This window comes from Kitasatospora sp. NPDC056076, assembly GCF_042266305.1.
Taxonomy (GTDB): Bacteria; Actinomycetota; Actinomycetes; order Streptomycetales; family Streptomycetaceae; genus Kitasatospora.
Window position 1 is genome coordinate 1 of the sequence record NZ_JBHJWG010000047.1, and the last position, 14,128, is coordinate 14,128.

13 protein-coding genes are annotated in these 14,128 nt (G+C 74.9%); 6 read left to right on the forward strand and 7 right to left on the reverse strand.

The features are described 5' to 3' along the window. Positions 1–1,157: NAD-dependent epimerase/dehydratase family protein (locus tag ACFC1T_RS30565; RefSeq protein ID WP_375893686.1), on the forward strand; the 1,157-nt coding region annotated here is incomplete at its 5' end. Positions 1,158–1,327: 170 nt separating this feature from the next. Here ACFC1T_RS30565 and ACFC1T_RS30570 read toward each other — a convergent pair. The 3 genes from ACFC1T_RS30570 to ACFC1T_RS30580 form a co-directional block, all read right to left on the reverse strand. Further along, positions 1,328–2,743, reverse strand: a complete 1,416-nt coding sequence (locus ACFC1T_RS30570; protein WP_375893688.1) for a VWA-like domain-containing protein — start codon at positions 2,741–2,743, stop codon at positions 1,328–1,330. Beyond that, the gene (locus ACFC1T_RS30575) at positions 2,740–3,993 is read right to left on the reverse strand and encodes an AAA family ATPase (RefSeq protein WP_375893690.1); all 1,254 of its coding nucleotides are present in this window, start codon (positions 3,991–3,993) and stop codon (positions 2,740–2,742) included. Before ACFC1T_RS30575 ends, ACFC1T_RS30570 begins: the two co-directional genes overlap by 4 nt. Positions 3,994–4,102: 109 nt before the next feature. Beyond that, positions 4,103–5,467, reverse strand: coding sequence for a hypothetical protein (locus ACFC1T_RS30580; RefSeq protein ID WP_375893692.1), 1,365 nt, complete (start codon positions 5,465–5,467; stop codon positions 4,103–4,105). 423 nt (positions 5,468–5,890) lie between these two features. Here ACFC1T_RS30580 and ACFC1T_RS30585 point away from each other — a divergent pair, with 423 nt between their 5' ends. From ACFC1T_RS30585 to ACFC1T_RS30595, 3 genes are all read left to right on the forward strand, one after another. Beyond that, a complete protein-coding gene (locus ACFC1T_RS30585) occupies positions 5,891–6,403 on the forward strand; it encodes a DUF1772 domain-containing protein (RefSeq protein WP_375893694.1) in 513 nt (170 codons plus the stop codon). A 213-nt stretch (positions 6,404–6,616) separates the two neighbouring features. Beyond that, positions 6,617–7,312 (forward strand): polysaccharide deacetylase family protein, encoded by a 696-nt coding sequence (locus ACFC1T_RS30590; RefSeq protein WP_375893696.1) that lies wholly within the window; start codon positions 6,617–6,619, stop codon positions 7,310–7,312. 326 nt (positions 7,313–7,638) lie between these two features. Next, on the forward strand, positions 7,639–8,379 hold the full coding sequence (locus ACFC1T_RS30595) for a DUF1062 domain-containing protein (RefSeq protein ID WP_375893699.1): 741 nt from the start codon (positions 7,639–7,641) through the stop codon (positions 8,377–8,379). An 89-nt stretch (positions 8,380–8,468) separates the two neighbouring features. Here ACFC1T_RS30595 and ACFC1T_RS30600 read toward each other — a convergent pair whose 3' ends face one another. Then, positions 8,469–8,963, reverse strand: a complete 495-nt coding sequence (locus tag ACFC1T_RS30600) for a DUF1772 domain-containing protein (protein ID WP_375893701.1) — start codon at positions 8,961–8,963, stop codon at positions 8,469–8,471. Positions 8,964–9,242: 279 nt separating this feature from the next. Between ACFC1T_RS30600 and ACFC1T_RS30605 the strand changes: the two genes are divergently transcribed. Together ACFC1T_RS30605 and ACFC1T_RS30610 are read left to right on the forward strand one after the other, a co-directional pair. Continuing rightward, a complete protein-coding gene (locus tag ACFC1T_RS30605) occupies positions 9,243–10,385 on the forward strand; it encodes a GDSL-type esterase/lipase family protein (RefSeq protein WP_375893703.1) in 1,143 nt (380 codons plus the stop codon). Between the two features lie 82 nt (positions 10,386–10,467). Beyond that, on the forward strand, positions 10,468–11,331 hold the full coding sequence (locus ACFC1T_RS30610) for an LLM class flavin-dependent oxidoreductase (protein ID WP_375893705.1): 864 nt from the start codon (positions 10,468–10,470) through the stop codon (positions 11,329–11,331). 60 nt (positions 11,332–11,391) lie between these two features. Here the strand turns inward: ACFC1T_RS30610 and ACFC1T_RS30615 are convergent, their stop codons facing one another. The 3 genes from ACFC1T_RS30615 to tpx form a co-directional block, all read right to left on the reverse strand. Further along, positions 11,392–12,513, reverse strand: coding sequence for an NADAR family protein (locus tag ACFC1T_RS30615; protein ID WP_375893708.1), 1,122 nt, complete (start codon positions 12,511–12,513; stop codon positions 11,392–11,394). 136 nt (positions 12,514–12,649) lie between these two features. After that, the gene (locus ACFC1T_RS30620; RefSeq protein WP_375893711.1) at positions 12,650–13,303 is read right to left on the reverse strand and encodes a GNAT family N-acetyltransferase; all 654 of its coding nucleotides are present in this window, start codon (positions 13,301–13,303) and stop codon (positions 12,650–12,652) included. A 163-nt stretch (positions 13,304–13,466) separates the two neighbouring features. After that, positions 13,467–13,967, reverse strand: a complete 501-nt coding sequence (gene tpx, locus ACFC1T_RS30625) for a thiol peroxidase (protein WP_375893714.1) — start codon at positions 13,965–13,967, stop codon at positions 13,467–13,469. Positions 13,968–14,128: the final 161 nt, after the last annotated feature.

Below are 14,128 nucleotides of genomic sequence, written 5' to 3' on the forward strand. Positions count from 1 at the left end.
ACCTGGTCCGCACCGCCTTCGGCGAACTGCTCGGCAGCGTCCCGCCCGCCGACGGCGACTTCTTCGCCCTCGGCGGCCACTCGCTGATCGCCGTCCAGCTCGCCGAACGCCTGCGCACCCGCGTCGGCGTGCCGCTCACCGGCCTCGACATCCTGGAGCACCGCACCCCGCGCGCCCTCGCCGCCCTGCTCGCCGCCCGCGAGGAGGAACGCCGCGCCGCCCTCACCCGCGTCGACGGCCTCCACAGCACCGAGCCGCGCACCGGTACCGTGCTGCTCACCGGCGCCACCGGCGGCGTCGGCGCCGCCGTGCTCCAGGAACTGATGGCCCAGGGGCGGCCGGTACGCGTCCTGGTCCGTCCGGAGTCGGCCCACCTGCCGGCCCTGCACGGCGCCGAGATCGCCGAGGGCGACCTCGCCGACCTCGACAGCCTCCAGCGCGCCGTCAAGGGCGTGGACGCCGTCATCCACTCCGCCTGCACCTTCACCGACCACGAGGTCGACACGGCCGCCATGCGCGCCCTGCTGGACGGCTGGTCCGGCGGCCCGTTCGTCTTCGTCAGCAGCATCGACGCCTACGGACGCCCGCCCGGCACCGAGGTCGCCGAGGGAGGCCCCAGCGGCGCACCCGTCACCGCCTACGGGCAGGCCAAGCTCGACTGCGAGCGGATGCTGTTCGAGACCGCCGAGGCCACCGGCCACGGCCCGGCCACCGTGGTGCGCGCCCCCATCGTCTGGGGCCCGCACCACCGCCTGCGCGACCAGCTCCGCTGGGGCTCCACCGGCGACCTCTACCAGGCCGCCCTGGCCGGCCGCCCGATCGCCCTGCCGGCCGCCGCCGACGGCGAGCCGCAGGAGTGGCACGGCGCCGCCTGGGTGCACTCCGCCGCCCTGGCCCGCGCCCTCGCCGCCTGCGCCCTGCCCGACGGCCCCGCCGCCGGCCGGATCGTCAACGCGATCACCGGGCACGTCTCCTGGGCGGAGTTCGGCACCGAGCTGATCCGGCTGCTCGGCTCGGACAGCGCCCTGGACCTGCGCCCCGACGCCGACCCCGAGCTGCGCCGCCCGTGGCACTACCGGGCGGAGACCCTCGCGGCCGCGCTCCAGCCGGAGCCGGGCGAGGACTGGCGCAGCGTGCTGGCGGCCATGGTGGGCTGACGGCGCCCCCGTCGAGCAGCGCTCGGCCCCGGATCCTCCCCGGGGCCGGGCGCCGTCCGGCATCAGCTCCGGTACCGGCGGTCGCCGGCCCTCGGCGCGGCGCCCTGCACCAGCGGGGGCCGGCCGCCCCCCGTCGGTCGGTGGCTCAGCGCCGCCGCAGTCGGGCCGTCTCAGCCGATGTCGACCACCCGGGCCCAGCTCGGCGGTGTGTCCGGCCGGTACTCGCCGTTGTTCTCGTCGTACCGGACCGGGCGCCGGAACCGGCCCACCACCGTACGGCACGAGGGCGCGACCGCCGGCCAGGGCGTCTGCCCGTCCGTCAGCACCACGACGACGTCCGGCTGCGGCCTGGTCCGCAGCGCCGCCGCGAAGCCCGTCCGCAGGTCCGTCCCGCCGCCGCCGACCAGCGGGATGCCCGCCGCGCGGCAGAGCGCGCCGACGGACTGGGGGGCCGCGTCGCAGGACAGCACCGTGACCAGGTCGTGCCGGCCGCCGACCGCCCGGCCGATCGCCGCGACCTCCAGCAGCGCACTGCCCAGCTCCCGGTCCGAGACCGACCCCGAGGTGTCGATCACCACCGACACCCGGGGCGGGCGCCGCCGCAGGCTCGGCAGCACCACGCCCGGCAGCGAGACCGAGCGGCGGGCCGGACGGCCGTAGCTGTAGTCCCCGCCCGCGCCCGGCCCGGAGACCGCCGAGCGCAGCGCCGCGCCCAGCAGTTGGCGCCACGGCTGCGGCGGGTGGAACGCCTCCTCGGCCCAGCGCCGCCAGCCCGCCGGGGCATCCCCGGGGCGGCCCCGGATGCCCTCGGCGACCCGGAAGCGGACCGCGTCCTGTTCCTGGGCGGTCAGCCCGTGGGCGCCGTCCGGGCCCAGCTCCCACGGGCGGTCCACGCCGTCGGCGCCGCTGCCGCAGTCCAGCCAGGCCAGGTTCAGCCGGCGCAGGTCGAAGCGGAAGCCGCGGACGTAGTCCTCCATCAGCCTCCCCTCCGGCAGGTCGAGGCGGCTCGGCGTCAGCGCGCCCGCGGGCGTGACCAGGCCGTCGCCGAAGGCGTCGTCGTTGATCTCGCAGTCGGCGGCGATGTTCATCCGCAGCCGGTCCGCGGGTCCGGTCAGCCCGAGGCTGCGGGCCAGGCGGTCGCTGCGCCCGTGGTGGTCGCGCAGCAGGTGCGAGACCTCGTGGACCCAGATCGAGGCGAGGTCCTCCACCGCGGTGCGTTCGACGAAGGCGGGGGAGGCGTAGCAGCGCCAGTGGCGGTCCACGCCCATGGTCGGCACCTGGCGGTCCTCCACCAGGTGGAGGGCGAACAGTGCGGTCGCCAGGTAGGGGCGGGCCCGGGCGGCCTGGAGCCGGGCGGCGTACAGCTTGTCGAGGTCCAGCGGGCGCGGGTCCGCCGACGCGGACACCGGGGTCCGCACCGGTAGGGACCCCGGGGCGGTCACCGGTACGGCCAGTGGGCGGGCGGTGAGCGGTCTGCCGTGCCTGCGGACGTCCAGCGGTGTGGCGGCTGGCCGGGCGCTCCAACCGGTGTCCGGCGGGGTGTTTCCCCTGGGTGCGCTCGCCCCGGGCGTGCGGCGGGTGCTCATCGGCCGGCCGTCACGTCGGTCCGGGCGGCCGTCCGGACGGCGGCGCGGTCGGCCCGCCGGGACAGTGCCACCGTCGAGGCGAGGTGCTCGATCGCCGCCGGGACCTCCCAGTCCTCCCGGCGCAGGGAGGCCAGCGTGGTGGCCGGGACGACCAGGACGTCCGGCGCGCCGGTCGCCATCGCCCGTACCAGCAGCGCCCAGGCCGCGTCCCAGCGCGCCCGCTCCGGCCGGTTGCGCACCGCGGCCACCACCCCGTCCAGCACCACCTGGCGCAGGTCCCCGCGTTCGGGCAGCACGGCGGCGGCCGGGTCGGCGAGCAGCAGCTCCGGGTCCGGCAGGTCCATCCGGTCCATGCTGGCCATCAGTTCCAGCCCCGGCCCGTCCCCGACCGTGCCCCGGACCAGCAGCGACAGCACCTCCCGGGAGGAGCCGGCCGCGGTGGCGAAGGCGATCAGCCGCAGCGTCATGTCCCAGCTGCGCGGGGACGGCCAGGCGCCGCCGCGCCGGGTCTCGCTGGTGGGCAGCCGGTGCACCAGCTCCGGCCTGACCGTGAGCAGTTCGCAGACCGCCCGGCGGGCGAAGCCGACCGCCGCGGACAGTTCCGCCGGATCCAGCTCCGGCAGGGTGGCGACCGGCCACACCCCGCCGAGGCCGCGCACCACCACCTCGTGGTCGTGCACCCACTGGAGGTGGACGAACCGGTTCGCCAGCGGCGCGCTCAGCTCCCACCCGTCGGCCGCCGAGGAGCGGGGGTTCGCCGCCGCCACGATCCGTACGCCCGGCGGCAGTTGGAGCGAACCGATGCGCCGCTCCAGGACCAGCCGGAGCAGCGCCGCCTGGACGGCGGGCGGCGCGGTCGACAACTCGTCCAGGAACAGCAGCCCGTGCCCGGCCCGGACCAGGCGCACCGCCCAGTCCGGCGGGGCCAGCGGGATGCCCTGCTGCGCGGGGTCGTCGCCGACGACCGGCAGCCCGGAGAAGTCCGAGGGCTCGTGGACGCTGGCGATGACGGTGGTCAGCGGCAGGTCCAGGGCCTCGGCGAGCTGGTTGAGGGCGGCGGTCTTGCCGATGCCGGGCTCGCCCCAGAGCAGCACGGGCAGGTCCGCGGCCACCGCCAGGGTGAGCGCCTCCAGTTGGTCGTCCGGGCGGGGTTCGGTGCGGGTGTCGGCGAGCAGGTCGAGGAGTCGGCGGGCCACGTCGAGCCGGGCGGGTGCGGGCATGGTCACGGGCATGGGCATGGTCATGGGCATGGGTGATCACCTTGGGAGGTCGGAAGTCAGTGGGTCGTTCGGGATGCACGGCGTGCGCGGCATGCGCGGGGTGCACGGGGTGCGCAGGTCGCGTGCGGTCGAGCGGTGTTCAGCGAGCGGTGGTGGCGATCCGCGGCGGACGGGGGAACGGGTAACCGCCGCGCAGGTGGCTGGGCCTGCCGAACCGGTAGAGCGCGTAGGAGGTCCTGCCGGCCACGGCCTTGGCCCGCCCGTCGACGGTCAGACCGGAGCGGTAGAGGCCGTAGGCGACCCGGCGTTCGGCGGTCGCCGCGAGCTCGTCCCGCAAGGGGCCGTCGCGCAGTGACGCCTGTCGGCCGAGCAGGTCCTCCACCACGGCGAGGGCCCCGGCGGTGTCGCCGTGGTTCAACCGCTCCCGTACGTCGTCCAGTTCGGCCGGATCGCGGTGCGCCTGGTCGATGGCGCGCAGGCAGGGCAGCGGGGTTCCGGACAGCGCGGCCAGTAGTTCCTCGCGGCGCAGCTGGTCCGGGTCGTGGTCGAGTGCGGTCAGTACCCCGTCGACCACGGCGATCCGGTGCCGGGCGCCGCGGCACTCCACCAGCCGTTGTCCGGCGGGTGGTCGGTCCTGCCGCCCCGGTCGGTGGCCGGGCGCCAGTGCGGCCGCGACCAGGGGGTGCAGCCGGCCGGCGTCGAGCTCCCCGCTGTGCAGCAGGTCGAGGTCGGGCGGTACCCAGGTCGCCGCGTCGGGCAGCAGGGGCAGGGCCCGGAGGTCCCCGACGGCCGCGCCGATGCGGCCGTCGGGGGCGAGCACCAGCCGTTCGCTGTGCCCGAGCCGGACCGCGACGGGCCCGGGCGGGAGCCCCTCGGCGCGCAGCAGCAGCTCGGCCTCGGCGGCCCAGCGGTCGACCGCCCGGCGCAGCCCGTGCGACCCGATTCCGGTGCCCGGTGGGCCGGTTGGTGGACACGACCCGGCCCTCGTCGCCAACTCCCCGCTGCGGCCCGCGTCCCACAGATGCCGGTGCAGGTCGAGCCGGTAGCGGCGGCTGGGGCGCGGATGGGGGTGCGGGGCCGGGCCGGGATCCGAACCGTCCCAGAGCGCCAGGCTGATCCGCTGTCCGTACTCCGCCCAGGCGGGCGGTGTCCGGACGACGAGGTGCACCGGCCGTTCGCCCGGGTAGCGGGCGAGCGGCACGGTCAGCCCGGCGCGCAGCAGTCCGGCGGGGGCGGTACGCGGCAGGTGCCAGCGCAGCAGGTCCGGCGCCAGGCGGCGCAGGTCCTCGCGGACCCGTTCGGCCAGGGTGTGCCCGTGGGTGTGCGCGACGTCCCGCAGGCGGAAGTCGACCTCGACGTTGGCGGCGGCGCAGGCCCCGGCCCAGTCACCGGCGAGTCGGCGCGCGGTGGCGGTTTCGATCATGGAGGGCGGCACGGCGTACTCGCGTACGCGCCGCCAGAAGGAGAAGCGGGAGGCATCCTCGTTCGCGGTGTGAGTGAGCATCAGCACTCACCTTGGGCGAACGGGACCTCCGATCCGAGAGCAGCGAAAGTGTTCATCGCCGGGGAGCATAGCGCCCGCCGTCGCCGCCGCGCCACCGCTTTCCGCCGCGGTTTCGTCGCGGTCGTCGCGGTCTCGCCGCGAGAGCCGTCCTTCCGCCGCGCGCCCGCTGGGTGTGCTCAAGGACCGCTGGAGGACGGGTCGAGGGCGGTGGTCGGCGGCGGCCGCGCCGTGCTCTGGTGGACGCCGGAGGAGGTACGGCCCCGGGCCCCGGGGCCGGCCGGTGCCGTGGACGCTCATGCATGCGCCTGGGCGCCGGGGAGAACCGAAGGATGACCGATGCGCTCCAGCCAGACCTCAACTCCCGATCACCGCAACGCTCCAGGGGCCTTCGACGGCCCCACCCGAGGAGGTGCCCCGCCGGTGGTGCCCGCTGACCGTGGCAGGGCCGCCGGTCCGGTCCTGATGGGTGCCACCCTCGCGATGGGCCTGATGGCCGGGCTGTTCTTCGCCTTCGACGTGGCGGTGATGCCGGGCCTGGCGGCCGGTGACGACCGGACGTACGTGACGGCGATGCAGCACATCAACACGTCGATCGAGAACGGCGTGTTCGGCCTGGTCTTCGTCGGCGCCTTCGTCGCGACGGGTGTCGCGGCCTGGCTCCAGCACCGGGCGGGCCGGCGGCGGGCGGCGCTCTGGGCGGCCGGGGCGACCCTGCTGTACGGGGTGGCGCTGATGGTCACCATGGGCGTCAACATCCCGCTGAACAACGACCTGGCGGCGGCCGGCGATCCGTCCCGGATCCTCGACCTCGCCGCGGTGCGGGCGACGTTCGAGGGGACGTGGGTCGCGGCCAACGTGTGCCGCACGGCGCTCTGCACGGCGGGGCTGCTGGCGCTCGGCCGGGCGCTCGTCCTGCACGGGCGCGGCGCGCGCTGACCCCGGGCGCGTCCGGCGGAGCGTGCACGCGGTCAACCCGCCGTCCGGCTGGCCGATTTCGTCCCCTTTCGTGCTCGGGCCGGTCGCGGTGCCGGCGGTCGGCGGCGCAGACTGGTCGGTACACGGCAGTTCCGACACCAGGGGGCAGGCATGGCCTTACGAGCCTTTGGGCGCAGCGGAGTTGGGCGACGGAAGGGTGGACGGCTCCGGGGGGTGGCCGGCGCGCTCGCCGTCGCCGCGCTGGCGGCGGGTGCGGTGGTCGGGGGCCCCGTCGGCACCGCGGACGCTGCTGGGCCGGCGGGGCTCGCCGGTCCCGCAGGGCTCGCCGGTCCGGCCGGGAGCAAGGGCGGCGCCAAGGTCGTCTACCTCACCTTCGACGACGGCCCCAGCCCCGCCTACACCCCGAAGATCCTCTCGATCCTCGACCGCTACGGCGTCCGCGCGACCTTCTTCGAGCTCGGCGAGAACGTCGCCGCCCACCCCTCGCTCACCGCCCAGGTCGCCCGGCAGGGCCACAGCGTGCAGAACCACTCCTGGTCGCACCCGGACCTGCGCCGGCTCTCCGGCTCCTCCTTCACCGCCCAGGTCGGCGACACCGACCGGGTCATCCGCGCCCGGACGGGACACACCCCGACATGCCTGCGCCCGCCGTACGGGGCGGTCAACGGCACGGTGCGCTCCCGGGCGGCGGCGCTCGGCAAGCAGGTCGTGCTCTGGTCGGTGGACCCGGCCGACTGGTCCAGGCCGGGGGCGGCGGCGATCCGGTCGCGGGTGTTGAACAACGTCCGCCCCGGTTCGGTGATCCTGCTCCACGACGGCGGCGGGGACCGCAGTCAGACCGCGGCGGCCCTGCCGACGATCCTGTCCACCCTCAAGGCGCGCGGGTACCGCTTCGCGACCCTCTGCTGACCGGGCCCGACCCGGTCGGCCCGGCCCCGACCGGGCCCGCCGGGCCTGCCGGAAAACCGGTTGCCCGCGGGCCGATCCTCGACCACGATCATCCGCATGGACTTTTAACGGCTGCCACGTAGCACCAACGAACCCTGTCGCGCGATCGACCTCGGAGCCTGACGGCTCGGTACCGAGGCGATGACCCGCGCCCACGTGTGCATCCGTCATCCCGGGAGCGCCCGCGATCCGCCCTGCCCTGCCCTGCTCCGGCCTGCCACGGTCGGGGCCGCTGGGGGGCGGGGCCCGTGGGGCGCTCCTGCAGAGTCCTGAGAGCAACCACCACCATGAATACCGACCGCAAGGCCCGCTGGGCCGTGCGTCAGTCCGCCCTGCCCACCGTCGTCCGGCCCTGCCCGGACTGCCCCGGCACCCGGCACCGCCCCTCGGGGAAGATCCGCGTCAACGCCAGCGGGAAGCTGCTGGACGTCTGGCTGCTGCTGAGCTGCGCGGGCTGCGACCGGACCTCGAAGGTGTCCGTCCACGAACGCGCCCACGTCTCCTCGCTCGACCCGGCCCGACTGGTGGCCTACGAGACCAACGACGCCGCCGTGGTGCGGGAGTTGGCGACGAGTGCCTCGCTCGCCGCCCGGAACTGCTACCGCCTCGACTGGACCGGCACCTGGGAGCTGGAGGTCCGGACGCCCCTGCACGCGCTCGACGACCCGACGCCGCTCACCGTCCTGGTCGCCTTCGAGCTGCCTGTGCCGGTCCGGGTCGAACGGCTGCTGATGCTCGGGCTCGGCCTCAGCCGCACCGCCGTGCGACGGATGGTCGAGGACGGGCGGATCCAGCTGCCGCCCGCCCTGACGCCGACGGCCAAGGCGCACCGGGACTTCGCCCTCACCCTCCAGCGGCCCGCCGCGGTCCGGCGTGCCACGTCGGCCGGGGTTGCCGCGCCCGTTCCGGCCGCCACAGCCGCGGACCTGGGCCGAGCGGACCTCAGCCGCGTGGACCCGAGCCGCCCCCGGGCGGCCTCCCGTACACCGAGGCGCGAGCCCCTCGTGGCGCGGGTCGCGGGCGGGTAAGGACGAGTACCGCCGCGCCTCCCATGCGGCCCACCGGTGCAACGCCGGCCGGTGGGCCGCACGGGAGTCCGGCAAGGTCGACGGGCCGCTCAGTGCGGCCCGTCGAGGACCAGCGCCCAGGCGAGACAGCCCAGTGCGGCCGTGCACAGCAGCGCGCGCAGCACGTTGAAGCGCACCCAGCGCGCCTCGAAGCGGGTGCGTACCGCCGTCGGGTCGGTGATCCGCTGCGGCGCCCCGGCCTTCTCCAACTCGTCGTTCAGCGGGATGTTGACCGCACGGGTGACCACGAGCGCCGCCCCGTACAGCACCAGGGCGGCGATCGTGGGGGGCAGTGCGCGGTGACCGTCCGAGGGCAGGTGCAGGGCGACCGCGGCGGCCGTGGTGAGCAGCGCGCCGACGAAGCCGAGCACGAACCAGCCGTTCAGGATCGCCACGTTGACGCGCTGCATGACCTCGATGAACGTCCGGTCCTCGACCCGGGCGAGCGCCGGCATCACCGAGCACGCGTAGGCGTAGAACAACCCGGCGGTCAGTCCGCAGGTGACGGTGGCCGCCACCAGGACGAGTGTGCGTGCCGTTTCCATGTCCGCAGCCCCTCTGCTCACCCGTGCCGTTCGTCCGCTTGCGTCGCTCGTGCCGTTCGTGCCGCTCGTGCCGGAGTTCCGGTCCGGTCCGGCCCCGCGGGCCCGATCATCCGGCATCCGGTCCGTTCGGACCAGCTCGACCGCTCAAGACTCCCTCAAGCCGAGAAGTACCGGATCCCTGCTTGCACCTACACAGGCTTTCCATTTGCCTAAACCATCTAGGAAATCCCATACTCGTCATAGGAAGCAGAGCTCCACACCGCAGAACGAAGAGACGCCATGATCACCACGCCCGTCACCGAAGCCCTCCTGCACGGCCACCTGGACGTCGAACGCACCGGCCGCGGCCTGATCCCGCACCGACTGCCCGCCCGCGCCCGCCGCCAGATCCCCGACGAACAGCTCGCGATGGCCCAGTCCCAGCCCTCCGGCGTCCGGCTCACCTTTCGAACCCGCGCCACCACGCTGGCACTGCACACCGTCCCCACCAAGCGCGCCTACCCCGGCGTGCCCGACCTGCCCGACGGTGTCTACGACCTCCTCGTCGACGGCCGACAGGCCGCCGAGGCGACCGTCCCCGGCGGCAACCTGCGCACCATCGACCTCACCACCGGCCGTACCACCTTCACCGAAGGCCCGCCCGGTGCCGCCCACTTCACCGGCCTGCCGGCCCGCGACAAGACCGTCGAGATCTGGCTCCCGCACACCGAGACCACCGAACTCATCGCCCTCGACTCCGACGCGCCCCTCACCCCCGTGGCCGCCGGAACCCGCAACCGCTGGCTGCACCACGGCAGTTCCATCAGCCACGGCTCCAACGCCACCCACCCCACCGGGACCTGGCCCGCCCTCGTGGCCCTCGCCGCCGGCCTCGACCTCACCAACCTCGGCTTCGGCGGCAGCGCCCTGCTCGACCTCTTCACCGCCCGTGCCATCCGCGACACCCCCGCCGACCTGATCAGCCTCAAGCTCGGCATCAACGTGGTCAACGCCGACGCCATGCGCCTGCGCGCCTTCACCCCGGCCGTCCACGGCTTCCTCGACACCATCCGCGACGGCCACCCCACCACCCCCCTCCTGGTGCTCTCCCCGATCCTCTGCCCCGTCCAGGAGCACACCCCCGGCCCGCTCGCCCCCGACTTCACCGCCGGCACCCTCCGCTTCCGCGCCACCGGCGAACCCGGCCCCGGCCGCCTCACCCTCACCGTGGTCCGCGACGAACTGGCCCGCATCGTCGAAGCCCGGGTCGCGGACGGCGACCCCAACCTCCACTACCTCGACGGCCGCGCCCTGTACGGCGAGCCCGACCACGAGATCCACCCGCACCCCGACGCCGTCCACCCCACCCCCGAGGCCCACCGCCTGATCGCCACCCGCTTCACCGACCTCGCCCTCACCCCGGGCGGCCCCCTGGCGCCCTGACCCCTGACCCGCCCGACCCCGCGGCGACCCCGCCGGTCCGAATTCGATTGCCACGTCGCGGTCGGCCGCGCATCCTGCTGGGATGCGGTTCTCCGTGAACATCCCCAACTTCGGCGACTTCGCCGACCCGCGCAACGTCGCGACCGTGGCCGCCGCCGCCGAACAGGCGGGCTGGGACGGGCTCTTCGTCTGGGACCACGTCCTGCACCGACGGCACCAGGGCCGCCCCTTCGGGGACCCCTGGATGCTGCTGACCGCCGCCGCGCTGGCCACCTCCCGGATCCGACTGGGCACCCTGCTCACCCCGGTCCCTCGCTACCGTCCGCAGCAACTCGCCCGCCAGGTCGCCACCTTGGACCACCTCAGCGGCGGCCGGGCGATCTTCGCCGCAGGCCTGGGCGGCCCGCTCGACGACGAGTACCGCAGCTTCGGCGACCCCGCCGAGCCGCGCATCCTCGCCGAACGGCTCGACGAGGGGCTGGAGTTGCTGGGCCGCTTCTGGTCCGGCGAGCCGGTGGACCACCACGGCCGGCACTACGAGGTCCGCGACGTGACGCTGGTGCCCGCCACCGTGCAGCAGCCCCGTCCGCCGGTGTGGATCGGCGGCTTCTGGCCGCGCCGCGCGCCCATGCGGCGGGCAGCACGGTGGGACGGCGCGGTGCCGCTCTTCGAGACGGCCCGGCACGGTCACCCGCCGGACGTGACGGAGGTACGGGAGCTGGTCGGCTACGTGCGCGAACACCGTACGACCGGGGCCGAGCGCCCCTTCGAGTTCGTGCTCGGCGGCGCCACGCCCCTGCACCCGGCCAGGGCCAAGGACGTGGTCGGCCCGCTGTACGACGCCGGCGCCACCTGGTGGGACGAGCGGCAGCTCCAGACCGGCCCTGACCTCGACCGCCTACCCCCCGTCCTCCGCCGCATCGAGGCGGGGCCGCCGGTCATCTGACCGGTGCCGTTCATCTGACCGGTGCCGCCGGGGATCCCCGGGCCTCCCCACCCGATCCGGTCACAGCCCGGGGATCCCGGCCCGCCGTGCGTGCAGCTCGGAACGGACGAGTTCGAGGAGACGCCCCGTCCAGTTGCGCCCCTGGCCGGCGTTGTCGCCCCAGAAGGCCGAGTGCAGGTCGTCGTAGACCAGGGTGCCGTCGCCCGTCGCCAACAGGATCTCGGCCAGCTCGGGATGCTGCTCGTACTTGGCGCGCAGCAGCCGCGTCATGACGGCGGTCCGCAGGTGCTCCCAGCCCTCGCGGCGGGGCGCCCCGGCTGCCACCTTGCATGCGGCGGAGGCGGTCCCGGCCGTCGCGACCGCGGCCCGGACCTCGGGTTGAGCCACCGACAAGGCCCAGTAGGCGTGGGTGACGGACGGGTAGCCGGTCTCTCCCACCGTGATCGGAGCGGGGTAGTCGTTGCGCAGCCCCAGCCTGCCGGGATCCTCCACCGGCTCGTTCGGGGACAAGCGGCAGAGCCGGACCGCTGGGGCGTGCGACGCCACCGGCCCGTCCGCCGGGACACGGGCGGGCCGCTCGGCACTCCAGGCCGCCCGCCCCTCGAAGTACGCGAGAGCGCGGTCGTAGACCTCCTGCGTGACCGGCGGTTCGCCCGGCAGGTAGGTCCGGCCGCCCGGCCCGGCCACCAGCGCGCGCAGCGGGGCGTCCTTCCGATCCATGTCGCCCAGCACCCGGCACCGCTGCGGGGCCGGCACGGCCATGAACGCGGCCCGGGCCGCGGCCCGGTTCTCCTCGGTCCGGTCGGCGAGGAAGACCTCGACGGCGGCCAGGCACCGGCGGGTCGAGTCGGGCCGCCCGTTCAGCAGGTCGACGGTGTCGCGGACCTCGGCGACCAACTGCTCCGGAGTCCGCCAGCTCCGCGGCTCGCCGAACCGCCACTCCGCCAGCTCGTCCGCGGAGGCCTCCCCACCCTCGGGCAGGCTGGTGGCCACCCACCCGGTGCGCACCTTCTCCTCGAACTCCTCGACGGTGACCAGGCCCCCGCAGTCGATGAGCCCGTCCGCATAGATGAAGAGGTCGATGAGGAAGTGGTGGCCGCCGTTGCGGATGAACACGTGCCGCCAGGTGCCGGGGACGCGGACGCCGTCCGCCGTGCGATGGGTGATCCATTTGCCGAACATCCCGAGATTGTCCCCGACCACGACCCCGACCGCAGCCGCAGCCGCAGCGAACGCCGGGCCGGCCGCGGCTGTCCCACCTGTTCCTGCCCACCCGCACGCCGAGGCGCCGAGCCGTTCGAACCTGCCCCGTGAGGGATCACGCGTTCGCTGACAGTCCGAACATCGACCGGCAGGGCGCCAGCCCGCTGACCGAGACAGGGACTTCGGCATGGGCTTCCCAGCGGTCGCGGGTGAGCCGGAGCCGCCTGTTCGTCACGGGCCCGCCGCGCACCACATGACGGTCGACGCCGTCGAGCTCATAGCCGTGCTTCCGGGACACGGCGAACGAGGAGGCATTGTGCTCGAAGGCCCCCGATGTCGCCTCCAGCGCGTCCAGGCCGGCGAAGGCCAGGTGCAGGACGGCGGCGCGCATCTCGGTGCCGATCCCTTGCCGCTGATGGCGCACACCGAGCCAGGAGGCCGTGGTGACCTCCCGCAGGACGGCGAAGTCCCGGGCGGCGATGGTCTGCAGGCCGACGACCCGGCCGTTCTCGAAGACCGCCAGGTTCAGGGCCCAGTCGCCCGGTGACCAGTTCCCCCGGCACAACCAGTGGTGCTGCACCACGGACCGTGCCCGTTCGGCCGGAGGAAGGTCGGTCCACGGCACGAGGAAGGGCATGCGGTCCGGCTGGTGGACGCCCTCTGCGGCCAGGTCGGCCAACTGGGCCAGCTCGCGGTCGGTGGGGAGCCGGAGCTCCAGGCGGGGAGTGTCCAGGCGCAGCCCCAGCAGCGGCCAGTGATCGATCAACATGCGCCATTGTCGAGGACGGCGGCGGCTGCGGTCACCTGGTTTCCGGGGCCCGGAGCGGCGGTGAGGGCTCAGCGGCCCTGCCTGCGGGAACAGGCAGGGCCCGCCTCGTGCCGCTGTGGGTGGCGGTGCGGGGCGGGCCCGTGGTGCGTGGGGTGTGCGGGGTTTAGCTGAGGGCGGTGAGGGCGGCCTCGTAGTCGGGCTCGTCGGCGATCTCGGCGACGAGTTCGGTGTGCAGGACGGTGTCGTTCTCGTCGAGGACGACGACGGCGCGGGCGGTGAGGCCGGCGAGGGGGCCGTTGTTGATGGCGACGCCGTAGGTGTCGTGGAAGTCGCGTCCGCGCAGGGTGGAGAGGGTCTTGACGTTGTCGAGGCCTTCGGCGCCGCAGAAGCGGGCCTGGGCGAAGGGGAGGTCGGCGGAGATGCAGAGCACGACGGTGTTGTCGAGCGAGCCGGCCTTGGCGTTGAAGGTGCGCACGGAGGTGGCGCAGGTGGGGGTGTCGATGCTGGGGAAGATGTTGAGGACCTTGCGGCGGCCGGCGAAGTCCTGGAGCGAGGTGTCCGCGAGGCCCTCGCCGACCAGCGTGAACGCGGGGGCCTGGCTGCCGGCGGCGGGCAGTGCGCCGCCGATCTCGACCGGGTTCCCCTTGAGCGTGACCTGAGCCATGAAAAGCCTCCTACCAGCGGTGTACGACAGACAACGCCGTCGATCCTACTGCCCGCACCCCGCGCCCGACGCGGGGTGACCGAGGAGCGGACACCCTCCCGCCCGGCGCTGGGGGAGTCGGCCCGATTCTGGACCTGAGGCCGGTGGGCGGGGCTGTGCGA

What these genes read in the sequence shown, in the direction of transcription:
- ACFC1T_RS30570 (WP_375893688.1), bottom strand. Translation starts at nt 2,743, where the DNA reads ATGAGCACCCGCCGCACGCCCGGGGCGAGCGCACCCAGGGGAAACACC.
- ACFC1T_RS30575 (WP_375893690.1), bottom strand. Translation starts at nt 3,993, where the DNA reads ATGCCCATGACCATGCCCATGCCCGTGACCATGCCCGCACCCGCCCGG.
- ACFC1T_RS30580 (WP_375893692.1), bottom strand. Translation starts at nt 5,467, where the DNA reads ATGCTCACTCACACCGCGAACGAGGATGCCTCCCGCTTCTCCTTCTGG.
- ACFC1T_RS30595 (WP_375893699.1), top strand. Translation starts at nt 7,639, where the DNA reads ATGAATACCGACCGCAAGGCCCGCTGGGCCGTGCGTCAGTCCGCCCTG.
- ACFC1T_RS30600 (WP_375893701.1), bottom strand. Translation starts at nt 8,963, where the DNA reads ATGGAAACGGCACGCACACTCGTCCTGGTGGCGGCCACCGTCACCTGC.
- ACFC1T_RS30605 (WP_375893703.1), top strand. Translation starts at nt 9,243, where the DNA reads ATGATCACCACGCCCGTCACCGAAGCCCTCCTGCACGGCCACCTGGAC.
- ACFC1T_RS30610 (WP_375893705.1), top strand. Translation starts at nt 10,468, where the DNA reads ATGCGGTTCTCCGTGAACATCCCCAACTTCGGCGACTTCGCCGACCCG.
- ACFC1T_RS30615 (WP_375893708.1), bottom strand. Translation starts at nt 12,513, where the DNA reads ATGTTCGGCAAATGGATCACCCATCGCACGGCGGACGGCGTCCGCGTC.
- ACFC1T_RS30620 (WP_375893711.1), bottom strand. Translation starts at nt 13,303, where the DNA reads ATGTTGATCGATCACTGGCCGCTGCTGGGGCTGCGCCTGGACACTCCC.
- tpx (WP_375893714.1), bottom strand. Translation starts at nt 13,967, where the DNA reads ATGGCTCAGGTCACGCTCAAGGGGAACCCGGTCGAGATCGGCGGCGCA.